The 23,033-nt window shown below is 71.1% G+C and carries 26 protein-coding genes; 15 read left to right on the top strand and 11 right to left on the bottom strand.

Annotated features, from left to right (window positions below):
- Positions 1-70: 70 nt before the first annotated feature.
- Positions 71-532: a PUA domain-containing protein gene (locus P0592_RS12520; RefSeq protein WP_276271231.1), complete on the top strand. Its 462-nt coding sequence runs from the start codon at positions 71-73 to the stop codon at positions 530-532.
- Between the two features lie 37 nt (positions 533-569).
- Positions 570-1,040 carry an Ig-like domain-containing protein gene (locus P0592_RS12515; protein ID WP_276271230.1) on the top strand — a complete coding sequence of 157 codons (471 nt, stop codon included), beginning with the start codon at positions 570-572 and terminating at the stop codon, positions 1,038-1,040.
- On the opposite strand, the gene P0592_RS12510 is transcribed toward P0592_RS12515, so the two are convergent.
- Positions 1,041-1,433: a helix-turn-helix domain-containing protein gene (locus P0592_RS12510; RefSeq protein ID WP_276271229.1), complete on the bottom strand. Its 393-nt coding sequence runs from the start codon at positions 1,431-1,433 to the stop codon at positions 1,041-1,043. It lies immediately after the preceding gene.
- 103 nt (positions 1,434-1,536) lie between these two features.
- Here P0592_RS12510 and P0592_RS12505 point away from each other — a divergent pair, with 103 nt between their 5' ends.
- The 3 genes from P0592_RS12505 to P0592_RS12495 all read left to right on the top strand — a co-directional run bounded on the left by P0592_RS12505 (position 1,537) and on the right by P0592_RS12495 (position 3,610).
- A complete protein-coding gene (locus P0592_RS12505; RefSeq protein ID WP_276271228.1) occupies positions 1,537-2,133 on the top strand; it encodes a DUF7509 family protein in 597 nt (198 codons plus the stop codon).
- Between the two features lie 62 nt (positions 2,134-2,195).
- Positions 2,196-3,104 carry an RsmB/NOP family class I SAM-dependent RNA methyltransferase gene (locus tag P0592_RS12500; RefSeq protein WP_276271227.1) on the top strand — a complete coding sequence of 303 codons (909 nt, stop codon included), beginning with the start codon at positions 2,196-2,198 and terminating at the stop codon, positions 3,102-3,104.
- Positions 3,101-3,610: a DUF7122 family protein gene (locus tag P0592_RS12495; protein ID WP_276271226.1), complete on the top strand. Its 510-nt coding sequence runs from the start codon at positions 3,101-3,103 to the stop codon at positions 3,608-3,610. Before P0592_RS12500 ends, P0592_RS12495 begins: the two co-directional genes overlap by 4 nt.
- On the opposite strand, the gene P0592_RS12490 is transcribed toward P0592_RS12495, so the two are convergent.
- The 4 genes from P0592_RS12490 to P0592_RS12475 all read right to left on the bottom strand — a co-directional run bounded on the left by P0592_RS12490 (position 3,605) and on the right by P0592_RS12475 (position 8,221).
- Positions 3,605-5,149 (bottom strand): DUF790 family protein, encoded by a 1,545-nt coding sequence (locus P0592_RS12490; RefSeq protein WP_276271225.1) that lies wholly within the window; start codon positions 5,147-5,149, stop codon positions 3,605-3,607. The genes P0592_RS12495 and P0592_RS12490 overlap by 6 nt on opposite strands.
- Before the next feature lie 38 nt (positions 5,150-5,187).
- Positions 5,188-5,709: a hypothetical protein gene (locus P0592_RS12485; protein ID WP_276271224.1), complete on the bottom strand. Its 522-nt coding sequence runs from the start codon at positions 5,707-5,709 to the stop codon at positions 5,188-5,190.
- A gap of 69 nt (positions 5,710-5,778) precedes the next feature.
- Entirely contained in the window at positions 5,779-7,053 is a 1,275-nt protein-coding gene (locus P0592_RS12480) for a DUF389 domain-containing protein (protein ID WP_276271223.1), read from the bottom strand.
- A gap of 217 nt (positions 7,054-7,270) precedes the next feature.
- Positions 7,271-8,221, bottom strand: a complete 951-nt coding sequence (locus P0592_RS12475; RefSeq protein ID WP_276271222.1) for a WD40/YVTN/BNR-like repeat-containing protein — start codon at positions 8,219-8,221, stop codon at positions 7,271-7,273.
- Between the two features lie 174 nt (positions 8,222-8,395).
- On the opposite strand from P0592_RS12475, the gene P0592_RS12470 reads away from it, so the two are divergent.
- Both P0592_RS12470 and P0592_RS12465 read left to right on the top strand, forming a co-directional pair.
- Positions 8,396-9,196 (top strand): helix-turn-helix transcriptional regulator, encoded by an 801-nt coding sequence (locus tag P0592_RS12470; RefSeq protein WP_276271221.1) that lies wholly within the window; start codon positions 8,396-8,398, stop codon positions 9,194-9,196.
- A gap of 104 nt (positions 9,197-9,300) precedes the next feature.
- Complete coding sequence (locus P0592_RS12465; RefSeq protein WP_276271220.1) at positions 9,301-10,260, top strand: hypothetical protein; 960 nt, start codon at positions 9,301-9,303, stop codon at positions 10,258-10,260.
- A 31-nt stretch (positions 10,261-10,291) separates the two neighbouring features.
- On the opposite strand, the gene P0592_RS12460 is transcribed toward P0592_RS12465, so the two are convergent.
- Both P0592_RS12460 and P0592_RS12455 read right to left on the bottom strand, forming a co-directional pair.
- On the bottom strand, positions 10,292-10,690 hold the full coding sequence (locus P0592_RS12460) for a hypothetical protein (protein WP_276271219.1): 399 nt from the start codon (positions 10,688-10,690) through the stop codon (positions 10,292-10,294).
- 48 nt (positions 10,691-10,738) lie between these two features.
- Complete coding sequence (locus tag P0592_RS12455; protein WP_276271218.1) at positions 10,739-12,085, bottom strand: DEAD/DEAH box helicase family protein; 1,347 nt, start codon at positions 12,083-12,085, stop codon at positions 10,739-10,741.
- 217 nt (positions 12,086-12,302) lie between these two features.
- Between P0592_RS12455 and P0592_RS12450 the strand changes: the two genes are divergently transcribed.
- Genes P0592_RS12450 through P0592_RS12440 form a run of 3 tightly spaced genes read left to right on the top strand, consistent with a single transcriptional unit; the run spans position 12,303 to position 13,842 of the window.
- A complete protein-coding gene (locus P0592_RS12450; protein WP_276271217.1) occupies positions 12,303-13,022 on the top strand; it encodes a winged helix-turn-helix transcriptional regulator in 720 nt (239 codons plus the stop codon).
- Positions 13,023-13,079: 57 nt separating this feature from the next.
- Positions 13,080-13,436 (top strand): DUF7344 domain-containing protein, encoded by a 357-nt coding sequence (locus tag P0592_RS12445; RefSeq protein ID WP_276271216.1) that lies wholly within the window; start codon positions 13,080-13,082, stop codon positions 13,434-13,436.
- Between the two features lies 1 nt (position 13,437).
- On the top strand, positions 13,438-13,842 hold the full coding sequence (locus P0592_RS12440) for a HalOD1 output domain-containing protein (protein ID WP_276271215.1): 405 nt from the start codon (positions 13,438-13,440) through the stop codon (positions 13,840-13,842).
- Here the strand turns inward: P0592_RS12440 and P0592_RS12435 are convergent.
- Complete coding sequence (locus P0592_RS12435) at positions 13,741-14,520, bottom strand: YhjD/YihY/BrkB family envelope integrity protein (protein ID WP_276271214.1); 780 nt, start codon at positions 14,518-14,520, stop codon at positions 13,741-13,743. The genes P0592_RS12440 and P0592_RS12435 overlap by 102 nt on opposite strands.
- A 113-nt stretch (positions 14,521-14,633) precedes the next feature.
- On the opposite strand from P0592_RS12435, the gene P0592_RS12430 reads away from it, so the two are divergent.
- The 3 genes from P0592_RS12430 to dnaK all read left to right on the top strand — a co-directional run bounded on the left by P0592_RS12430 (position 14,634) and on the right by dnaK (position 18,080).
- Positions 14,634-15,242, top strand: a complete 609-nt coding sequence (locus tag P0592_RS12430; protein ID WP_276271213.1) for a hypothetical protein — start codon at positions 14,634-14,636, stop codon at positions 15,240-15,242.
- A gap of 42 nt (positions 15,243-15,284) precedes the next feature.
- On the top strand, positions 15,285-15,995 hold the full coding sequence (locus P0592_RS12425) for a nucleotide exchange factor GrpE (protein WP_276271212.1): 711 nt from the start codon (positions 15,285-15,287) through the stop codon (positions 15,993-15,995).
- Positions 15,996-16,163: 168 nt separating this feature from the next.
- Complete coding sequence (gene dnaK / locus P0592_RS12420) at positions 16,164-18,080, top strand: molecular chaperone DnaK (protein ID WP_276271211.1); 1,917 nt, start codon at positions 16,164-16,166, stop codon at positions 18,078-18,080.
- Between the two features lie 102 nt (positions 18,081-18,182).
- Here the strand turns inward: dnaK and P0592_RS12415 are convergent, their stop codons facing one another.
- Complete coding sequence (locus P0592_RS12415; RefSeq protein WP_276271210.1) at positions 18,183-19,922, bottom strand: Rieske (2Fe-2S) protein; 1,740 nt, start codon at positions 19,920-19,922, stop codon at positions 18,183-18,185.
- Between the two features lie 66 nt (positions 19,923-19,988).
- Positions 19,989-20,510, bottom strand: a complete 522-nt coding sequence (locus tag P0592_RS12410; RefSeq protein WP_276271209.1) for a hypothetical protein — start codon at positions 20,508-20,510, stop codon at positions 19,989-19,991.
- A 106-nt stretch (positions 20,511-20,616) separates the two neighbouring features.
- Here P0592_RS12410 and dnaJ point away from each other — a divergent pair, with 106 nt between their 5' ends.
- Positions 20,617-21,768 (top strand): molecular chaperone DnaJ, encoded by a 1,152-nt coding sequence (dnaJ, locus tag P0592_RS12405; protein WP_276271208.1) that lies wholly within the window; start codon positions 20,617-20,619, stop codon positions 21,766-21,768.
- 18 nt (positions 21,769-21,786) lie between these two features.
- On the opposite strand, the gene P0592_RS12400 is transcribed toward dnaJ, so the two are convergent.
- Positions 21,787-22,092, bottom strand: coding sequence for a MazG-like family protein (locus P0592_RS12400; protein ID WP_276271207.1), 306 nt, complete (start codon positions 22,090-22,092; stop codon positions 21,787-21,789).
- 77 nt (positions 22,093-22,169) lie between these two features.
- On the opposite strand from P0592_RS12400, the gene P0592_RS12395 reads away from it, so the two are divergent.
- The gene (locus P0592_RS12395; protein ID WP_276271206.1) at positions 22,170-22,919 is read left to right on the top strand and encodes a hypothetical protein; all 750 of its coding nucleotides are present in this window, start codon (positions 22,170-22,172) and stop codon (positions 22,917-22,919) included.
- The last annotated feature ends 114 nt before the right edge of the window (positions 22,920-23,033 follow it).

Below are 23,033 nucleotides of genomic sequence, written 5' to 3'. Positions count from 1 at the left end.
ATCGACCCGTCGTCCACTGCCCCCGCCGCGGACCGAAAGGAGGTTCCCCGTCGCGCGCCGACTGCCGTCGATGACCGACGAGTTCGACAGCCTCCGCCGGGCGGCCGACTACCAGTTCGGCCGCGGCGCGGGCGCGGCGCTGTTCCCGGCGGCCGACGCCGTCGAGATCACACACACCAGCTCCGGCCGGCCGCGGCAGGCCCACGCCGATGACGGCCGGCTCGCGACCTACGAGACGGACGGTCGCTACCGGCTGGGACTCGCCGGCGGCCGCCGGCTGCAGGACGCGTTCGATGCCCCGCGACACCGCGTCGTCGTCGGCGACGAGAGCGAACCGTTCGTCCGCGAGGGCCGCAACGCCTTCGCGAAGTTCGTCCGGCGGGCCGACCCCGGGCTCCGGCCGGGCGACGAGGCGCTCGTAGTCCACGCCGACGGCGACCTGCTGGCGGTCGGTCGCGCGGAACTCCCCGGCGCGGGGATGGCCGACTTCGACACCGGGATGGCGGTGAAGGTCCGGCAGGGCGCGGAGTAAGGGAAAGCACTTACCGACCGGCCGGGAAGCCCGCGATATGCGCCGCCGTCAGGTCCTCGCGGCCGCCCTCTCCGTCGCGTCGCTCGCCGGCTGTGCCGGGCCCGGCTCCACCGGGTCCGAGCCCGCCGACTCCGACACGCCCGACACCGAGACGGCACCACACACCCCGCCTCCCGAGCCGACCGAGACCGACACGGTCACGCCCGACCCGGACGACCCGATCCTGTTCGTCCTCAGCAACGAGACGGCGGCCGAGCAGACGGTCGCGCTGTCGCTGACCGGCCCCGAGGAGACGTACGTCGACGAGTCCGTGACGCTCGGGGCCGGCGAGTCCCGCGAGTTCGACAGCGGCATCGCCTCGCCGGGCGACTACGAGCTGGTCGTCGACGTCGAGAACGGGCCGGAGACGACCCAGACGCTCGCCATCGGCTCGTACGACGTCCGGATGGGGTCGAACCACTTCGTCAGAGTTCGAGAGGACGAGATTATGGTGTTCTGGGAGGAGTAGCTACCGGTAGGTCTCGGCGAACACCTGCTCCCGGCGCAGCAGCTCCTCGACGCCGTGGTCCAGCAGCGCCTCGCCCAGCGCCGTCGCCCGGTAGTACGACGAGAGCCCCTCGCTGTCGGGTTCCTTGCGCTTGCGGTTCTCGACCAGTCCCACGTCGACGAGCGTGTCGAGGTGGTGGTGGAGCGTGTTGCCCCGCAGGTCCAGCGCCTCCCGGAGCCCCTTGGCGCTCAGCTCCCCGTCCCGCTTCAGCCGGTAGAGGACCCGGAACCGGGTCTCGTTGCCGACGGCCCGCTGCATCGCCATATACTCCTCGAAGGAGAGGACGCTGTGCTCGGGCAGCAGGTCGGCGGGCTCGGCGGGACCGGCCCCGTCGTCGGGAGTCTCGATGCTCATCTGTCTACCTAGTGGTCGCCGCCGACGCGACTTAACGGTTGTCGAGTCAGCGACCGTCGACTATTCCGGTATTTTAAGTACTAGCCGAGTGTGGGGGAACGGTATGCGAGCGCGTCTCAAGTCGGCCCTCGGCGACGTGGCATACGCCGACTTCCTCGTGTACCTGATGGGACCGTACACCTCCTTCGACGTGGCCGACGTGGTTCCCGAGGGCGTCGACGCCGACGACGTGTCGCTGCCCGCGGCCCGCGCGGACGACGACGCCCTCGACGAGATGCTGGCGACGCTGCGCCGCGTCCAGGGCCGCCTGCGCGAGGACCCCGGCGTCAACCCCTTCCTCGCCGTCGACCCCGAGATCCCGCTCTCGGAGATGGACGCCGCCACACAGAGCATCCGGTTCGCCCGCGTCAGCAACGCGACGCTGTTCGTCGTCCCCGCGCTGGGGGACAAGCTCGGCGTCGGCATCGAGGTGGGGTCGGTGCTCGCGGACCTGGACGACACCGACCGCGAGCGGGTGCTGTTCGCCCACGAGGAGGCCGTCAGCAGCGCGATGATACGCAGCGTCGGCCAGCGGTGGGACGCGCGGGTCGTCGCCTACGCCGACGAGGACGAACTGGTGACCGCGGTCCGGCAGTTCGTCGTCGACCTGATGAACCGCGAGGTGTACGGTGACCTGCCCCGGAAGACGACCGGCGAGTGAGCCAGCGGCCGGCACCCGACGCTTCGAAACCCACAAAGCCGCCGCCGGCGAACGCGCCGCTAATGGAACCACTGGAGCGGTACCGGCCCATCGTCGACGACTTCGCGGCGTTCCGGGCGGCCTGCGAGCGGCCGCTCCCGTCGGCGGTCCGGGTCAACACCATCAAGACCACCGTCGACGCGGCGAGCGCGGCGCTGTCCGAGGCCGGCGTCGCCTACGAGCGCGTCGACTGGCACGACGGCCTGTTCGTCCTGCCCGAGGACTCGCCGGGCGCGAACTGGCCGTACTTCCACGGCTGGCTCCACGGCCAGGAGGAGGTCTCTGCCGTGCCCGCCACCGTCCTCGACCCGGACCCCGGCGAGCGGGTCTGGGACGCCTGCGCCGCGCCGGGGACCAAGACCACCCAGCTCGCGGCGCTGATGGCCGACGAGGGCGAGGTGGTGGCGACGGACAACAACCTCGGGCGCATCTCGGCGCTGCGCAGCAACGCCGAGCGGCTGGGCGCGACCAGCGTCGCCGTCACCCACGAGGACGGCCGGAACCACTCGCTGAAACCCTTCGGCGGCGCGACCTACGACCGGGCGCTGGTCGACGTGCCCTGCTCCTGCGAGGGCACCATCCGCAAGAACCCAGACGCCTTCGACGACTGGTCGCTCTCCCACGTCGAGGGCGTCGCCGGCGTCCAGAAGGGCATCCTGACCCGGGCGATACAGGTGACCGAGCCCGGCGGCACGGTCGTCTACTCGACGTGTACGTTCGCCCCGGAGGAGAACGAGGCCGTGCTGGACCACGTGCTGGACGCCGAGGGCTGCGAACTGGTCGACTACGACCTCGGGCTCGACCACCGCGAGGGCGTCACCGAGTGGCAGGACGACGAGTTCGACCCGAGCGTCCGGAAGGCCAAGCGCATCTACCCCCACCACAACGACACGGGCGGGTTCTTCTGTGCGAAACTGGAGGTGACGGGATGAGCGGCGACGGCAACGACAGCACCGTCTTCACGCGACTGCCGGCCACCGACGCCGAGCGCGAGGACCCCGACCGGCCGACCCGCGAGGAGGTGCTGGACTTCTGGAGAGAGCGGTTCGGCGTGCCCTCGGAAACCTTCGACGACCACACCTTCTGGGAACGGGGGTCGGGCAAGGTCTGGGCCTACACGGGCGAGCCGCCCTCGCCCGTCGACGTCGAGGGCCTGGGGATGGCGTTCCTGCGGACGCGACAGGAACACTGGAAGCCGACGCTGGAGGCGGTCCAGCGGTTCGGCGACCGCGCCAGGGAGAACGTGCTCCACCTCGACGCCGAGGCCGCCCGCCGGTTCGCCGCCGGCGACGACCAGGAACTGGACTGGGACGGCGACTGGGGCTACCTCGTCGTGACACACGAGGTAGCGGGCGAGCGGGAACCGATCGGCGTCGGGCTGTACGTCTACGGCGAACTCCGCTCGCAGGTGCCGAAGGGGCGGCGTCGGGAGCTATGAGTCGCGCTTCTCACGGACCGTGCCGCCGCTGAGGCCGTCCCAGGCGACGCGGTAGCCAAGCCGCGAGAGGACGGCGCTGGCGTCGTCGACGTCGTACTCGGCCAGCAGAGCCTCCACGTCGTCGAGGGTCATCCCCGGCTCCACTTCGTCGGCCAGGGCGTCGAGGACCGCCGGGCGCACGAGCGTCCGGCCCACCAGTTCGTGCGCCGGGAACGACTTGTCGGCGAGCGCGTCCTCGCTGACGCCGTGGTCGTCTGCCAGCGCCGACAGCGAGACGGCGTCGGCCTCGGGCCGCAGTTCCTCGGGCAGTTCGGCGGCGCTCTCGGCCACCAGGTCGGTCTCGTAGGGCCGGAGAGCGTCCCGGACGTCCTTCACGCGGACGGTGCCGGAGTAGGTGACGACGCGGTGGTCGCCGGTCGCCAGCTCCTCGCCGACGCCCAGCGACTCGTCGACGGCGACCAGCATCTCGACGTCCTCCAGATCGGCCAGCCGGGACAGCTTCTTCTGGACGTACTCGGGCGTCCAGAACCCCATCACCTCGAAGAAGACGCGAGCGGCGGCGGGGTCGGCCGTGTTCCGGACGCCGTCGGTGTCCCCGGGAGCCCACTCGAAGGCGAAGTCCGGGACGACGACGTGCTCGCCGGCCGCCAGCGGCTCCGGCTCGCGGACCAGCCGCCAGTCGAGGTCCAGCGCCGCGAACCGGGCGGCGAAGTCGGCCTCGACGCCGCTGTCGTAGCTCACCTCGACCACGGGGTCGGCGTCGGGCACCGCCACGTCCCCCGTCGAGAGGTGCAGTTCCCGCTCGGTCCCCCGGTCGGCGACGGTCGCCGTCAGGTCCCACTCCTCGGCGCGGGCGACGGTCCGGAGCAGGCGGGCGAACCGGGTCCCGTAGCGGCGAGTGTTCGAGAACGGCGCGGCCGGGCCGGTGACGACCACCTCGCGTCCCTCGTCGGTCCGCCGGATCTCGTACATCAGCCGGAGCCGCTTGACCGTCGAGAGCAGCGTCGCCGGGTCCGAGGAGCGCACCCGGACCTCGGTGGCGTCGAACAGCGCCGTCTGGGCCAGCGAGAGGTTGTACTGGGTCACGAGCCCGGCGGGCGACCAGCGCGCGTCCACGTCGGCCAGCACCTGTCGGTCGTCGAGATCGGCGTAGAGGGCGTGTTCGACGGCCGCTGTGTCGATCCCGAGTCGGTCAGCGGCCCGGTCGAGCGCGTCGGCCCGCTCGGCCTCGGTGACGACGCCGACGGCCTCCGCGGCCTCGAACACCCGCTTGCGGGCGCGCTCGGGCGGGATCTCGGCCCGGGTCTCGACGGTGGCCGCCCGCTCTAGGAGTTTCGCGAACCCCCGGACGAGTTTGAAGTCGTCGGCCTCCCGCTCCAGGTCGGTCAGCGCGTCCCGGAGGTCTCCCCGTGTCTCGCCGACGTGGCCCTGGTAGATCCCGAGGACGCGGGCCGCCAGCCGCTCGTCGCCGTCGTCGGCGAACTGCGGGTGGTAGCCGCCGCCGGCCCGCGAGACCCGCAGGAGGTCCTTCGTCAGCACGGTCGAGGGTCCGACGGCGACGGACAAAAGCGTCCGGTTCAGCCGTCACCGACGGCGAACACCCACAGACAGCCGAGGGTATCGTCGCCGAGTGCGACGCCGTTAGTCGCCGCGTATCGGCCGCTTCCAGACAGGTCGACGCCGACGTCGTCGGCGACGGCGGGCACCGGCTTCCGGAACGTCTCGCCGGGAGCCAGCTCCGTGCGGTTGGACCCGCTCCGGGACTCGTCGAGTCGGTCCCAGCCGTCGGCCCGGCGGTAGAGGTCCCACGTCGCGGCGTTGAAGACGAGGGGGTCACTGCCGGCGTTCTCGAGGACGAGCGTCGCCGCGTCCCCGGACTCGACGGCGAGCGAGACGCCGTGTCGAGTCGCGCCGTGGGCGCAGACATCGCCGGGCAGGCCGTCGGGAGGACACGGGCGGTCGGTCGGAGACCCTGTCGAACCGGCCGTCGTCGCCGTCTGCTCGCCTGTCCCGCTGTCGCCGAGCACGTCGGTACAGCCGGCGAGCGCGGCGGTCGCGAGGGCGGTGCCGCGGAGGAGGGTGCGACGGGTGGGCGGCATCGGTCGGAGTTCGGTGGCGAGCACCTAAACGGTGCCCGAGGCTTCGACGCGGATCGTAGCGTCCGCCGGCTACGCCGCGGTGCTCTGCCGGTCCACGAACGACACCTCCACGGCGACCGCCTCCTCGATGGCCGCGCTCACGGCGTCTGCCAGGCGGAGCGTCAGCTGCGGATAGGCGGTGTCGTCGGGCCGGCTCACCTCGACGGCCACCTCGCGGTCGAGCCGGTAGACCGAGACGCCGCCGAAGCGCGTCTGTACCGAGAGCAGTCGGAGGTCCTCGTAGATCGGACGGTCGAGGACCTCGGAGACGGCGTCGTTGACCTGCGTCTCGACCCGCATCTGCTGGCCGGTGACCGCGCTGGCCCCGACGAACGCCGTCGTGAGCGCGAGGACGGCCACGATCGTCGGCCCGTACCGTCGAACGGTCGCCGAGTCCGGCGGCCCGTCCGGCCAGTCGGACGGGCGAAAGCCGAGCGCCCAGAGGACGATGAAGCCGGTGAGGTTGATCGACGCCGCGTTGACCAGCAGGAGGATGCCCGCGCCGAGCGCGACGGCGGGGAGTCCCCAGGCGATCCCGACGCCGACCGCCGCCGCGGCCGGGATGAGCGCCGCCGCGATCATCACGCCGACCAGCGAGACCGGCAACGCCGTCGCGAGGCCGACGGCCCCGGCCGCGCCGGCACAGATGCCGACGGCCATCGAGAGGAACCCGGGCGAGATCCGCTGTGAGATCTGCTGGACGGTCCCGACGCGCAACTGCGCGGGGACGAACCCGGCGTAGCGGACGACGAGACCGAAGAGGGTGGCCCCGAGGACCGCCGTCAGCAGTCCCAGGATCTGGTCCCGGTACCCCTCGACGAGGAGCGTGCGGTCGTTCAGGGCCGTGCCGACGCTGGCGGTCAGGGCCGACCCCACCTGCGGGGCGATGACCATCGATCCGACGACGACGGCCGGCGAGTCGAGCAGCAACCCGGCGGTGGCCACGACGGCGCTCAACAGCGTCATCCCGTAGTAGGTGACGGCACCGGGATTCATCCCGACCGCCCGGCCACGGAGTTCGTCGTGAGAGATCCGGTCCTCGTGGTCACGCGCCTCGACGTTCCCTTCCATCCGGGCCGTCTCGGCGGTCGCGACCACGGCGTACCGATCGGGGTCCAGCCCGGCGGCCTCCAGGGCCTCGAACACCTCGTCGACTGCCTCCGGCGGGAGCGGGAACTGGACGAGCCACGCCGTGTCCTCGCCGCTCTCCTCCGTCGACCGGACGTAAGAGACGTCTCTGCCGTCCAGGACCTCCCGAACGTCGTCGAGGTCCGGGTCGGGGACCCGGAGCTGGATCAGCCGCACGGTCGTCGCCCCCCGCCGCCGGTCGTCTCGTCACCTGCCACGGTCTCCATCACCACGACCGATCCCGCGCGGTCGGATATTTATCCGTGGCTTACCCTCGCGGGGCCGGACGTCCCGGGTGCTCACGGTGTCGGGTCCGGGGACGATCGTTCCCCGCTGAGCAAGAAGGGGGGTGTGGGGGAGGCGAAGAAGGGGGAAGTGCCTCTGACTGGATAGGTTACTTCTCCAGGACGACGCCGCTCGCGCCGACGGCGACGTCGACCGGGCCGATGGCGACGGCTTCGAGGTTCGCGCCGGTCGGCGTCTGTTGGGGGCTCCAGACGCCGCCCGAGAGCGCGTACACCTTCCCGCCGCCGCCGACCGTGTAGCCGGCACCGTCGTCGACTTCGACGTCGCGCAGGTCGGCGTCGCCGGTGTCGGCCGGCGTCCACCCGGCACCGTCGTAGTGGAACACCATCCCGCCACCGCCGGCGACCCACACGTCGTCCGCGCCGTCGGCGTCGACGCCGTAGAGGTTCACGTTCGCGTCCTGGAGGCCGATGCGATCGTAGCTGCTGCCGTCATCCGTCTCGAAGACGACCTGATTGCCGTCCACGGCGTGGCCAGCACGGGGGCCGTAGAAGTCGATGGCGTTGATCTCGGAGCCCGAGCCCGGCGTGACCTGGTCGAACGTCTCGCCGTTGTCGAAGGAGTAGTAGATCTTCCCGGAGTCGCCGGCGACGTAGACGTTGGCCTCGCCGGCCTCGCCGGTGACGGCGACGCCGTTGAAGTTGTTGGTCACGTCGTTGGGGGCCGAGAAGTCGTTCAGCGAGCCGGTGCTGACGTCGTACTCGCCGATGGCTCCGCTCTTGCCGACGACCCAGAGACGCTCGCCGTCGTCGGTCACGCTCGCGCCGGTGAGTCCGTTGCCGTTGCCACCGACACCGCCCCGGAGGACCGTCTGCCAGCCCTCGTCGGTCCGCTCGACGATGATGCCGCCGCCGGCGACGGCGTAGGCCCCGGCCGCGGAGTAGACGACGTCGTTGACGTCGCGGTCGATGGGGGTCTCGACCGACTCCCAGCCGGTGGCCGCCGCCGTGCCGACGCCGCCGACCGCGAGGCCGGCCGCCGCGGCTCCGCCGAGCGACTTGAGCACTGTCCGTCGGGTCGCGTTCGTGCAGTCCTGCATCGTATCACCAACTGACGACACCTGAGCGTACGGCCACCACCGACATTACCTCACTTCTCGCCGTCGCGTGCAGCGCTGTGAGCGGTCGTCGGCCGGCACGGAGCGGATCAGCCCCTGCCGATATCCGCAGAGGGTGAGATATAACCGTGTCCTGACCTATATACGGGTGAACGTATGGCTGGTGACACTTTTTCGGGACCGGTGCTGCGAGACATCGTCCGGAAGCGGTCGGACGTCCTCGACAGCCTCGCGGCCGGTCCGGCGGACAAGCCAGCCCTCGTCGATCGGGTCGGCGTCTCGCGGTCGACGGTCGATCGCGCGGTCGACTCGCTCGTCGAGGCGGGGTTGATCCGGCGGCGGGACGGGCGCTATCACGTGACCGAACAGGGTCGGCTCGCACTCACGACGTACGAGGAGTACGTCGAGCGGACGGACGCGCTCGCGGCGGCCGGCCCGGTGCTGGCCGGGCTCCCCGGCGACGTGAGCGTCGACCGTCGCCTCGTCGAGACGGGGACCGTCCGGATCGCCGAGCCACACGCCCCGGAGAGCGCCATCACCGAGGCCGTGAGGGAACTCGAGGCGGCACAGGAGCTGTTCGTGTTCTCGCCGGTCGTGAAGTCCAACTACGTCAGGCCGGTCTACGAGGAGGTCGCCGAGCGCGGGCTGGAGGCGACGCTGGTCCTCGAAGGCGGCGCGACCGAGTCGCTGGCCTCGCTCGCGGAAGTGACGGGGGTCGTCGAGTCGCTGCTGGCCGCCGACTCGTTCTCGCTGTACCGGACCGAACGGGACTTGCCCTTTATGCTGTACCTGATGCGCGGGGCGGAGTCGGACGCGGTCGGGATCACGGTCCACGAGGACGGCGGCATCGTCGGGTCGGTGACCAGTCGGGACCCCGACGCCGTGGCCTGGGGCCGCGAGTTGTTCGACGAGGTCCTCGAGGACACCGACCCGGTCCCGTCGGCGTCGCTCCTGTGACCGTCTGTCGCGGCCGCTGGGCTCGGGCCCCGCCTCCGTGTGGTGAGCGGAGCGAAATCCACAGTACTAACTCACGGCGGCCTGAAATGTGAGGTGCGTCGGCTGTGGTAGACCGCTCCGCGCGCCCCTCGCCCGACGAGATCGAGGCGCTCGAACTCCCCGAGGGGGCACGACGGCTGTGCGAGCGTTACGAGGAGTGTATCGACCGCCGACCCGACTACCTCTGGAAGTGGCTCTACGCGACGTTCCCCCGGTACCGGCTGTCCTCGGTCGCGTCGGCCCACGGGTCGGTCGTCCGGGAACAGAAGCTGCTCCTGACGATGTTCTACACGGCGCTAGACGACGTCGCAGACACGTACGGCGACGGCACGACGTTCCTGGAGGCGCTGAAGCTCCCGCTCCCGGGGGCGACGCCGGACCTCGACCGGTCGGCGGTCGACACCGACGCCCTCCGGTTCGTGACGGCGGCGTGGGACGCCGTCACCGAGACGCTCGGTGAGGCCCCCCGCGCCGAGGAGTTCTATCCGACGTTCCGGTTCGACCTCCAGCAGGTGCTGAACGCGATGCACTACGGCTACCTCGTGACCGAGTCCCCGGAGCTGGCGACCCGGCGGGGCACCGACGCCCACGCCGTCCACAACATGGCGCAGTTCAGCTACGCCGACCTCGACCTGATGTACTCGCCGGGGTTCGACAGAGGCGACCTCCGGGCGCTCAGACGCGTCGTCTGGCCGGCACAGCGCCTCGCCCGCATCGCGAACTGGGTCGCGACGTGGGAGCGGGAGGTTGCCGAGGCCGACCCCACCTCGGGCATCCTCGTCGACGCGCTGGTCGAGGACGTGGTCCGCGTCGAGGAACTGACCGACCCGGCGACGCCGGACGAGGCCGTGATCGAGCGGGTCCGTGACCACGGCATCGAACACCGGTACGTCGAGGAGTGGGAGCGGATATACGAGCGGCTCAGGACGGAGTCCCACGAGGCTCGGACGGTCGACCTCGACGACTACGTCGCGGGGATGGCGGACGTACGGGACCTCTATCTCGACAGTCGGGGCCGCATCTGAGCGACGGCCGGGCGGGTCGCGGCCGGGCCGGTCACTCGTCGGCGGCGCGGTCGTTCCAGGCCCGTTCCTGGCGTCGCTCCGTGATATGGCGCTCCCCGTCGGCCAGTTCCTCGCGGGCGCGGCGCTCGTGGGCGGTGACGTCCGCGAGCAGTCCGGACTCGAACGACTCCAGCAGGTCGTAGGTCCAGCGGTCCTCGACGGCACCGCTCGGCAGCAGTTCGTCCCGGAGTTCGTCCGCCAGGTCGGTGTGCCCACACTCCCGCAGCGTCGCCTCGGCCTCGTGGAGGTGGTCCATCGCGTGGCCCGTCGCGTGGTGGAACTCCACGAGACTCCCGTGGGCGCGCCGGAGCCACTCGACGCCGAGTTCGGCACGGTGTAGCGCCTGTCGTTCGGCCTCGCCGGGGTCGGGGATGTCGTTCACACGTGACATGTGTATCGATAGCACGCCGCGAGCTATACGTCTAGTGGGCGTCGACGACTACCGCCGCCGCCGTGCGACCCGTTCCTCGGCCGTCTCGGCGGTGACGAGTTCGTACAGCAGCGCCCGCGACCCGTCCGCCTTGGGACGGAGCACCCGACCCAACCGCTGCGTGAACTCCCGCTCCGAGCCGCTGCCCGAGAGGACGACGGCGACGTTGGCGTCGGGGACGTCGACGCCCTCGTCCAGGACGTTCGCCGTCACCACGCGGGAGTAGTCGCCCTCGCGGAACCGCGACAGGACCTCGCGGCGTTCGCTCGCGCTCGTCTCGTGGGTGATAGCCGGCAGGAGGAACCGCTCGGAGAGGCGGTAGACGAGGTCGGTGTGGGCCGTGAAGACGATGACCCGGTCGTCGCGGTGGCGGTCGAGGATGTCGGCCAGCCGGTCAACCTTCCGCTCGGCGTTCATCATCACCTCGCGGGCGCGCTGCTTGGCCAGCAGCGCCGCCCGTGCCTCGGGGTCGGTGCCCGAGCGCTTGACCAGTTCCTGGTAGTCGCTGCCCGAGCGCAACTGGATGTCCGCCCGCTTCAGGTAGTCGGTGAAGGTCCCCTGGTGGTCCTCGTAGCGCTCGCGCTCCTCGTCGGTGAGCGCGACCTCGATCCGCTTGATGTCGTAGTCGGCGAGGTGGTCGCCGGCCAGGTCGTCGACGGCGACCCCCTGGACCAGCGGCCCGACGAGGTCGGCGACGGCCTCGTGTGCGCCGTCGGGCCGCTCGAACGTGGCGGTCAGGCCCAGGCGGGCCGGCGCGGCCAGCAGGCGGGCGATGTCGCGGTACCCCTCGCCCCCGAGGTGGTGGACCTCGTCGAAGACGACGAGGCCGAACCGGTCCCCGAGGTCGTCGGCCCGGAGGTACGCCGAGTCGTAGGTGGCGACGGTGACGGCCTCGACGCGCTGCTCGCCGCCGCCGAGGCGGCCGATCGGCCGGTCGAACTCCCGTTCGAGTTCCCGCTGCCACTGGTCCAGCAGGTCGATCGTCGGGACGACCACCAGCGACGGGACGCCCAGCGCGACCATCGCGGCGACGCCGATGACCGTCTTGCCGCTCCCGGTCGGCAGTTCGAGACAGCCGCGGTCGTCGGCCGCCCGCCAGGCGTCGAGGGCCGCACGCTGGTAGTCGCGGAGTTCGTAGGCCGTCGAGAGCGACAGCTCGGGGGCGTCGAGGACGCGGTCCTCGTACTCGACCCCGCGGTCGTCGAGCGCGGCGAGCAGGTCCGCGTATCGGTGGGCCGGTGCGCGTGCGCTCTCCGAGCGAGCGTCGGACTCGACGCCCGGCAGCGCCGACAGTTCGAGGTCGCCGGGGCCGCCGTCGAGTCGGACGGTCCCCGCCTCGAACGTCAGGGTGAGCACGGGCGTCGGTTGGCCGGTCGCCCGCATAACGCTTTCCCGCAGCCGATCGATCCGTACGTCGCAACCACGTCGCCGCGGCTGGTACGTACCCGGCGGGTAACTGCCGGTATCGTCAGCCCAGCCGGACCCAATCGGTAACTGTCGTTATGTGGCTCCGTCGGACTGTACCGATAGGTGCCACGCGGGACGGTCACGGCACCATCTGGAGGCCACAGAGATGACTGCAACGTACCGTGCGGTGCTCGCCGTGCTCGTGGTCGCGGGTGTCCTGACCGTCACACCGGTCGCCGCGACCGCGAGCGTCGCGCCAGCATCACCGACGAACGACAGCGCCACGTCGTACCGAGCTGTCGAGTCGAACGGGGCGGACAGTCAGAGCTACATCACCGTGTTGACGCGACAGGACACCGAGTTCGGTGACGTCGTCGCGACGGCGGCCGGCGGTCCGTCCAGCGGGTCCGTCGTCGTCGGCTACTCGCGGTTCGGCGACACCGATCCGCTCGAACACGAGACACGGGAGTCGCTCCACGAGCGGATCGCGGAGAACCCCGGGACCTACGTGGCCGAACTCGCCCGTCGGACGGACACCCACGTCTCGACGGTGCGGTACCACGTTCGCGTGCTCGTCGACGAAGGCCTGGTCGAGCGCCGGAGCGAACGCGGCCGGACACACCTGTCGCCGGCCGGGTCCGACGACGGCCCGGCCCCGGCCGTCGAGGACGGGACGCGACGGTCGATCCTCGACTCGCTGGCCCAGCAGGGCGCAGCGACGGGCGAGGAGCTGTCCGAGCGGCTCGACCTCTCGAAGAGCACGCTCTCGTACCACCTCCAGCGACTCGCGGACGACGGTCTGATCGCCCGCGAGGAGGCGGGGCGCGAAGTCGTCAACGTCCTGACGGCCACGGTCGACGGGACGCGCGCGACCGCCCAGGACTGACGGTTCGAGACGACCGTCAGAACGTCTTTTTTATCGGCCGGTCACTCTCCGAGCGAGATGACCACCACGGATCCGAGCGACGAGGCGATCAGTGACCTGATCCAAGCGCTGAACAGCCCCCGTCGGCGTATCGTCCTCGCCCACCTCCGGAAACGCGACAGTCCGGTCCCCGTCGCGGAACTCGCGGACCGGGTCAGCGACGCCGAGCAGGAAAGCGAGCGCGAGGGACGCGAGAGCTCCGTCGTCGCGTCGCTCTGGCACGTCCACCTCCCGAAACTCGCCGGGAGCGGACTGATCGACGTGGACAGGGACGCGAAGACGGTGGCGCTCCGCTCGGCCGACGGCTCGCTGACGGCGACGCTGGACCGGTTCCGGGAGCTGACGGCGACGCTGGACGACAGACACGCCAACTGAGATGTCGACACGACTCTCCGGCCAGCCGGCGATCACGCTGCTCAGTGTCGACGGCCGGGAGGAGTACTACCTCAGGACGGCGGAGACGGTTCCGCTCGCGGTCGTCGTCTGTCTCGGGGTCGCGCACCTGTCGGGGCGGTCGCCGTCGGAACTCCCCCCGCTGGGCGAGGTCGTCGACGCCGACGCCCTCGACCGGGTCTTCGGCGGGTCCGGCCGGGGGAACCCCTCCGTCACGTTCACCTACGCCGACCACACCGTGACCGTGCTGAGCCGGCAGTACTGCCGGATCGTTCCACCGACCGAGCTACCGGTGGCCGGCGACGACGGCGTTGACCAACGCGCCGACGACCACCAGCGCGCTCCCGAAGAACAGCCACGTGACGAACAGGACGACGGCCCCGAGTAGCCCCCCGAGCGTCCGCCCACCGACCGCGAGGTAGAGGTCGAAGGCGACCCGGAGCAGTTCCCACCCGCCGGCCGCGAGGACCGTCCCCGGGAGCGCGTCGCGTGCGGACGTCTCGACGTTCGGCAGCGCGTAGTACAGCGGGAACAGCAGGAGCGCGACGACGGCGACCCGGCTCAACACGACCGCCGGCCCGACGAGTCGGGTCCCGGTCAGGAGCGCGAGCGCACGCGCTCCGAGCACGACGGTGACGGCACCGGCCACGCCGACCATCGCCGCGACGCCGTCGACGAACCGTCCGCCCACGGTCGACTCCGTCCCGTAGACGCGACCGACGGCGGCGTCCAGCCCCCGGAACAGCCGCAACAGCCCCCACAGCAGGACGAGTGCGCTCCCCAGGGAGACCCGCCAGCGCCCGGTCGTCTCCGTGATCGACTGCCGGAGGAGGCGTTCGCCGCTGGGCGAGAGGCTGTCGCCGGCGACCGCGAGCAGCGAGTCCGCCACCCGTTCGCCCCAGACCGCCGTCGCGAACGTGGCGAGGAGCACCACCGCCGGCACCAGCGAGACGAGGCCGTAGTAGGCGAGCGCGGCCGCCGCCAGTCCGACGTCCACGGACCGCCCGGCCTCGACGACGCGACGGCCCGCCGCCGACAGCGACTCGGGACGATCCGGACCTCCCATAGGCCCACACCGATGCGTTCCCCGTTAGCTATGTCCACCGTACCGACGATACGGGGAGCGTACCGCCCGCAGTCCGGGACAGTGGTAAGTGAACGGGGAGCGAACGAACGGGTATGGACAGGTGGGTCGACCCCGACGAGACGGACCCGGAGGCCTGGGGCGGGAGCGCGGCCGTCGAGGGCGGCGGTGTCCGGTCGGTACTGGAGCGAGCGGACGCGACGCCGCTCCCCTACCAGTACGAGGTCGACCTCCTCCACGAGGGCGGCGTCGCGGAGACGTTCCGCTCGCGGGAGTACGAGCGCGCCCGGGTCATCTACAACTGCGGGGTCGACGCCGAGCGGCGGGTCAAGCTCCTGACGCGGGGCGTCCTCTGGGGCGGCGAGGAGCGACACCAGCGGTTCAAGGCCCAGTACCGCCGCGAGCCGCCGCCCACCGAGACGGTCCCGTTCGGGGAGTACACGGTCTGGACCCGCTTCCAGTACGGGACAATCGAGCCGAACGACGACGGCGCGACGTTCGTCCCCGACGAGAGCGACGCGGGCGAGACGATGCAGGACCTCGACTGGGCGGACCTGTACGCGCCCGTCCAGCGCCGCCTCGCCGAACTGGAACTCGCCCGCAACCCCGCGTTCGCCCGGTACCGGCTCGAAGAGAGCGGCGAGTGGGCCGACGTGCGGGCGGCGCTCGCGTTCGACCCCACCGCCTTCGCCGTCGGCCCGTGACGTTTCTGAATTCTTTTACCCGTGTGACGACTTCGCCCGTGTATGACCGAGCAGGACGCAGCCGACGACGAGCGCGGCGACGCGGCCGAGGGCGAGGCCGTCGACGTCGAGGAGGTCCCCGAGGGTGTCGACCCGGACGCCGTCGACCTCGACGACGTCGCAGCGGCGGGGACGGACCTCGACGACGTCGAGGCCGATCCGGACGACGACCTCGTCGAGCGGGTCGCCGAGTCCGACCCCGAGGAGATCGCCCGCGAGGTCGCCGGCCTGCGGACGCGGACCGCGGGTCTCGAAGGACAGGTCCGCTCGCTGGCGGACGAACTGGCCGAGGCGGAGGCGACCGCCGAGGAACTGGAGGAGAAGCTCAAGCGCAAGCAGGCGGAGTTCCAGAACTACAAGAAGCGGATGGACGAGCGCCGCGAGCAGGAGAAACAGCGCGCCACCGAGGACCTCGTCACCCGACTGCTGGACGTGCGGGACAACCTCCAGCGGGCCTTGGAACAGGACGAGGACGCCGAGATCCGCAGCGGCGTCGAGTCGACGCTGCGACAGCTGGACGACGTGCTGGCCGCGGAGAACGTCGAGGTCATCGAGCCCGCGAGCGGCGACGAGGTGGACCCGACCCAACACCAGGTGCTGGCCCGCGTCGAGAGCGACGCCGAGCCCGGCACCATCGCCGACGTCCACCGGCCCGGCTACGAGATGGCCGACAAGGTGCTGCGGGAGGCCCAGGTGACGGTCAGCGAGGAGTGACGACCGGCGACGGCGGGCCGACATCGGTCTGATTGCGGTGCTTGATATACGCTCCGGTCGCACGCGATCGAAACGCCGAAAACCGACCGCAGGCGGCCACTCGCCTCGGTTCGCTCTCGGCCGCATCTAGCAACTTTTAACCGGCCGAATCCGCTACGAGTGCGTAAGATGACGAGCAACAAGATTCTGGGTATCGACCTCGGGACCACGAACAGCGCGTTCGCGGTCATGGAAGGTGGCGACCCGGAGATCATCGTCAACGCCGAGGGCGAACGGACGACGCCATCCGTCGTCGCGTTCGACGACGGCGAGCGACTCGTCGGCAAGCCCGCGAAGAACCAGGCCGTCAAGAACCCCGACCAGACGATCCAGTCCATCAAGCGCCACATGGGCGAGGACGACTACTCCGTCGAGCTCGACGGCGAGGAGTACACGCCCGAGCAGGTCTCGGCGATGATCCTCCAGAAGATCAAGCGGGACGCCGAGGAGTACCTCGGCGACGAGATCGAGAAGGCCGTCATCACCGTCCCCGCGTACTTCAACGACCGCCAGCGCCAGGCGACCAAGGACGCCGGCGAGATCGCCGGCTTCGAGGTCGAGCGCATCGTCAACGAGCCGACGGCCGCCGCGATGGCCTACGGGCTGGACGACGAGTCCGACCAGACCGTCCTCGTCTACGACCTCGGCGGGGGGACCTTCGACGTCTCCATCCTCGACCTGGGCGGGGGCGTCTACGAGGTCGTCGCCACCAACGGGGACAACGACCTCGGGGGCGACGACTGGGACCAGGCCATCATCGACTACCTCGCCGACGAGTTCGAGGCCGAACACGGCGTCGACCTCCGCGAGGACCGCCAGGCCCTCCAGCGCCTGACCGAGGCCGCCGAGGAGGCGAAGGTCGAGCTCTCCAGCCGGAAGGAGACCCGCGTCAACCTCCCGTTCATCGCGACGACCGACGACGGTCCCCTCGACCTCGAACAGAAGATCACCCGCGCGAAGTTCGAGTCCCTGACCGAGGACCTCATCGAGCGCACCGTCGGCCCGACCGAGCAGGCACTCGAAGACGCCGGCTACGACAAGGGCGACATCGACGAGGTGCTGCTGGTCGGCGGCTCCACCCGGATGCCCCAGGTCCAGGAGAAGGTCGAGGAGATGACCGGCCAGGAGCCCAAGAAGAACGTCAACCCCGACGAGGCCGTCGCGCTGGGCGCGGCCATCCAGGGCGGCGTCCTGAGCGGCGACGTCGACGACATCGTCCTGCTGGACGTGACGCCCCTGTCGCTGGGTGTCGAGGTCAAGGGCGGCCTGTTCGAGCGGCTCATCGAGAAGAACACCACCATCCCGACCGAGGAGTCCAAGATCTTCACGACCGCCCAGGACAACCAGACGCAGGTCCAGATCCGCGTCTTCCAGGGCGAGCGCGAGATCGCCGAGGAGAACGAACTGCTCGGGGCCTTCTCGCTGCAGGGCATCCCGCCGGCCCCCGCGGGCACCCCGCAGATCGAGGTGACGTTCAACATCGACGAGAACGGCATCGTCAACGTCGAGGCCGAGGACCAGGGCTCGGGCAACAAGGAGGACATCACCATCGAGGGCGGTGCCGGTCTCTCCGACGAGCAGATCGAAGAGATGCAGGAGGAGGCCGAGCAACACGCCGAGGAGGACGAGCAGCGCCGCGAGCGCATCGAGGCACGCAACGAGGCCGAGGCCTCGGTCCGCCGCGCGGAGACCCTGCTGGAGGAGAACGAGGAGGAGATCGACGACGACCTCCGCGAGACCATCGAGGGCAAGATCGAGGACGTCGAGGAAGTGCTGGAGGACGAGGACGCCGAGAAGGAGGACTACGAGCAGGTCACCGAGGAGCTCAGCGAGGAGCTCCAAGAGATCGGCAAGCAGATGTACCAGGAGCAGGCCCAGCAGGCCGCCGGCGGTGCCGGCGGCGCTGCGGGCGCTGGCCCCGGCGGGATGGGCGGTGCCGCCGGCGCTGGTGGTGCCGCTGGCGGCGCTGCCGGTCAGGGCGAGGAGTACGTCGACGCCGACTTCGAGGACGTTCAGGAAGACGACGACGAGGAGTCGTCTTCCTGAGCCCGTCAGAAATCTTCGATTTCTGAGGACGACGACGAGTAACGCGAGGGGTCGGCTCGATAGACCGGCGGTTTTCTCAGCCTTCTCGGACGTCCAGCCCCGCTACGCCTCGCCGTGGATCTGCTCGCCGCGGAACAGCCGGTGGGCGATGGTGAACGTCTGCTCGCGGGCGCGCCGGGTCGGGAAGTGCGCCGCGAGGTAGCGAGCGGTCGCGATCAGCGGGAGGCGGCGCTCGGCGTCGGTCGTGCCGAACTCGTGCTGGCGGAACGCGGCCTCGACGTTCTGGAGTTCGTGGAAACCGGCGTCCTCGCGGAGCAGTCCCTCGCCCAGGGTCCGCTTCAGGTCGGCGACGTCGCCGCCGGCGTCGAAGTGCTCGCTGACGAGCGCGCCCGCCTCGTCGACGCGGCCCTGCTCGTCGAAGGCCGCGAGCAGGTCCCCGCGGATCGTCTCGGGGTCGCGGTCCGAGTCCCCGGGGTCGGGCAGCGGCGCGGCGGGCGTGTTGAGGAAGCGGTCGAGGTAGACCGACATCGCGCCGTCGAAACAGGGCCTGTACGCGTCGACGGCGTCGGTCCGGGCGGCCAGCGCGTGGGCGGCGTTGGCGTAGCTGAACGTGTGGTGGACCGTGTTCCAGTCGGCGAACTCGTTGCTGGTGGCGAACTGGGCGACCCGCCGGGTCGCAGCCAGCGCGACGGCGCGGGCGAGCTGTTCGGCCGTCGCGCCCTCGCGGACGGCCTCCTGCATCGTGTCGACGATGGCCTCGGGGTCGTCCGACAGCAGCGTCTCGACGAAGCCGTCGGGGCGCTCCCAGTCGCGGCCCTCGCCGGCGGCGACCAGGTCCGGCAGGGCCTCGTGGGCGTCGAAACACAGCGTCGCCACGTCGACGGGCTGTCGCCACTCCGAGCGCTCCTCGGCGCGAGCGGCGTCGGTAAAGGACTCGACCAGCGACGCGAGCACGTCCTCGGCCTTGTCCCAGCCGACGTGGTCGAGGGTCTCGACGGCCTTGTTGACGAAGTCCAGCGTGTGGCTGGCGTTCAGGTAGAGGTGGTCGGTGGCGGCGGCCAGCAGGATCTCGACCACGTCCTCGGGCGGCAGGACGGCCGCCGCCGTCCGCAGACACCGCTCGGCCCCGTCGCTGTCCCGGACCTCGCAGGTCTCGCGGAACCACGACTTCAGCCGGTCCTTCGAGAGGGCGTCGTTGCTGAGTTCGTACTGGTCGAACCGGGGCGGCTCGCCGGCGCAGTTGTCCGCGACCTCGGTGACGCCGACGTACATCGCCCGCAGTCTCTCGTCGTGGGCCACGTCGTCGTAGAGGTTCGCCATCGCGCCCAGCGTCGTCAGGCCGCGGCCCCAGCCGTCCGCGCGGTAGGTCGTCCCGAAGTCGACGGCCGTCGCCAGCGGCGTCGCGAACCCCTCGCCGAGGTCGTCGAGGTTGATGACCGCCTTCGCGGCCACGAGGTCGATGTTCTCCTGCAGCGAGTCGGCCAGGCGGTTCCGCCAGTGGGTCGCCGGCGACACGTCGGGCTCGGGGTCGGGATCGACGTAGACCGTCCCGTCCCTGACCTCGGTGGGGAACGTCTGGACGTCGTCGGCCCACGGGTCCAGCGTGTCGCCACGGGCCAGTTCGAACCGCGCGTGGTGCCAGTGACAGGTCAACAGCCCGTCGTCGACGGTCCCCTTCGAGAGCGGGAATCCCATGTGCGGACAGCGGTTGTCGACGGCGTACACCTGTCCCTCGTGGTGGAACAGCGCGACGGTGTGACCGCCGACCCGTTCGACCAGCGGTCCCTCGTCGGCGAGCGCGTCGAGCGAGACGAGTTCCTCGTAGGCGTCCTCTGTCGCCATACGCGAGACGAGGGCACAGACCGTGGTAAGTATTCGCAGAAACGAATTCGTGTTCTGCGCGTTACACTACTGCTCGGACGCGCCGAGGGTCGCCGTGTCCAGCGTCGCAGTCCGGGTGTCCGGCGCGCCCAGCAGGCGGCCCGTCCAGACGACCGCGACCTCGTCGCCGCGGTCGAGGTAGAACCCGACCGAGCGGTCCCCGTCGAGGTAGTCCCCGTCGCCGTTCGCGTCGACGCTGGGGTCGTCGACGGTCAGCGAATCGCCCGCCGCGACCGGGAACTCGTCGGGGCCGGCGGCCCAGACGACCGTCGTCGTCGCGTTCCGGTCGGCGTCGGTGACGACGACGGCGAGTTCGTCCGTCGCGCCCGCGCCGAGTCGCCCGCCACCGGTGTGGGTCACCGTGACCGCGCCGTCGTCGGCGTCGAACGCGGTCTCGAACGTCGCGTCCGGTGCGGCCGTCCGGAGGGTGGCACCGGGGCCGACCGCCAGCGCGACGAGCCCCGCGACGGCCAGGGCCGCCAGTCCCCAGACGGCGACGCGCTCGACGGTGACGACCGCACGGCCATCGGAGCGGCGACCGGTATCCATCACCGGAAGGGTCCACCGGCACGGAGATAAGCCCCCCGGTCGCCGCCCGGGGAGTCCCTAACCCGTTCTATTGAAGTGGCTCAATCGAGTATCCATCCCACAACGAATGTCGCAGGATTTCTACGAGATACTGGGTGTCTCGCGGGACGCCTCCGAGGAGGAGATCCAGGAGGCCTACCGGGAGAAAGCCCGGGAGTACCACCCGGACGTCAGCGACGATCCGAACGCAGAGGAGAAGTTCAAGAAGGCGAAGAAGGCCAAGGAGGTCCTGACCGACGAGGAGAAGCGCCAGATGTACGACCAGATGGGTCACGAGCGCTTCGAGCAGGCCGAGAAGCGCGGCGGGGCCGGCGGTGGCGGCGGCCGCGGCGGCGCGGCCGGCGGCGACCCGTTCGGCGGTGCGGGCGGGTTCGACATGCAGGACATCTTCGACCAGTTCTTCGGCGGTGGGGGCCGTCGCGGCGGCGGCAACCGCCCCCAGCAGGGACAGGACCTCCAGACCCGGCTGGAGATCGACCTCGCCGAGGCCCACGAGGGCGTCACGAAGAACCTGACGGTCACCCGACCCGAGCGCTGCGACGACTGCGACGGGAAGGGCCACCCGCCGGGGGCCGACTCCCGGACCTGCCCCGAGTGCAACGGCCAGGGACAGACCACCCGCGTCCAGCAGACGCCGATGGGCCGGGTCCAGCAGACCGCCACCTGTCGGCGCTGTGAGGGCGACGGGACGCTGTACGACGAGACCTGTTCGACCTGTGGCGGCAACGGGACCGTCCAGAACGAGGCGACGCTGGAGGTCGAGGTCCCCGCCGGCATCGAGGACGGACAGACCCTGCGGATGGAACGCGAGGGCGCGCCCGGCGAACGGGGCGGGCCCAACGGCGACCTCCTCATCCAGGTGTCGGTCCGGGACCACCCCGACTTCGAGCGCGAGGGCGCGGACCTCACCCACCAGCACCCCATCTCCTTCCCGCAGGCGGTCTTCGGCGACACCGTCAGCGTCCCGACGCTCGACGGCGACGTGGAGATGGACGTGCCCGCCGGCACCCAGAGCGGCGAGGTGTTCCGGCTGGAGGGCAAGGGGATGCCCCGCCTGCGCCGGCGCGGCAGCGGCGACCTCTACGTCCAGGTGCAGGTCGTCACACCCGACAGCCTCAACGCCGAGCAGAAGGAGGCCCTCGAGCAGTTCGCCGAGGCCGGCGGCGAGGAGGTCGAGGTCGAGGAAGGGTTCTTCGAGAAGCTGAAGAACTCGCTGTAGACCGGTCGCCGACCGCCGCTACTCCCCGCTGCCCGGCGTCTCCGCGTCGTCGAGCCTGTCCTCGTACTTCGCCAGCGCGGTGTCGAGCGCCGCGTCGGCGTCGACGTCGACCGCTTCACAGAGCGCCAGCAGCGCGAACAGCGCGTCGCCGAGTTCGTCCTCCGCGACGGCGACCGCCTCGGGATCGGTCCCGTAGCCGGTGGACTCGTTGATCTCCTTTGCGACCTCGCCCAGCTCGGAGGCGAGGTCCAGCACGCGGTACGCCGGCGGCGTCGAGAGCTCGTGGGCGGCGAGAAACGCCGCGACCCGGTCCTGTTCGTCCATAGCGGCCGTCCGGTCGCCGCCCGAATCGGCCTTGCGGTTTCCGTCCGGCTTTTGCCCCGTCGGCTCCAACCGCGGGTATGGAGACACTCGGGGACATCGTCGCTGCCGGCCGCGAGCGCGACGGCGTGCTGTTCACCGCGCCCGAACGGACCGCCCCGTACAGCTACGGCGACTTCTGTACGAACGTCTGGAAGGGCGGGAACCTGCTGCGCCACTACGGCGTCCGCGAGGGGACCGGCGTCGCCGTCGTCGCCGGTCCCAAGGACCCGGGCGAGGGCGACGAGCCGGGTCGGCTCCGGGACGGCCCCGACGCCCTGCTGGCGTTCCTCGCCGCGACACAGGACGGCGCAGTCGTCGACATAGACCCCCCGGGTGCGGTCGACGCCGCGGCGCTCGTCGCGCCGGCGGCGTGGCTCGACCGCTACGAGCTCGCGCCGGGGACGAAGGCGCTGGCCTACGGCGGGCCCAGCGACGACGCGACCGTCGCGCAGTTCGAGCGCGAGCTGTGGAGCGAGAACCCGCTCGCGCCGCCGGCAGAGGTCGGCCCCACCGACGACGCGCTCGCGGCCGGCCGGACGTACACCCACGGCGACCTCGTGGCCGCGAGCGGCCGCGTCGCCGAGGAGTACGGCGTCGATGCGACGACGACGGTGGCGCTGCGCGCGCCGGTGACCTCGGCGGGAGCGATCGTCGCCGGCCTGCTCGCGCCGATGCGGGCGGGCGCGACCGTCCGACTGGGCGGGGACGACACGGCGGACCTCGCGGTCGCTGCGGAGGACGAGGTGCCCGAAGAGACGGTGGTCCGACCGGACGCCGTCTCGGTGTGATGCGGTCCCCGCCGTGGTTCACTCGGCGTGTGCGCCCCCGGTTCCGAGCCCCGGACACGGCGATCGCGTGTGACGCTCCGAGACCGGTTGCTCCGCGCCGCCGCCAGTCGATCG

It is taken from the genome of Haloarcula litorea, from assembly GCF_029338195.1.
Taxonomy (GTDB): Archaea; Halobacteriota; Halobacteria; order Halobacteriales; family Haloarculaceae; genus Haloarcula; species Haloarcula litorea.
Note: the sequence above shows the minus strand (reverse complement) of the source record. Positions and strands in the feature narration are given on the sequence as shown.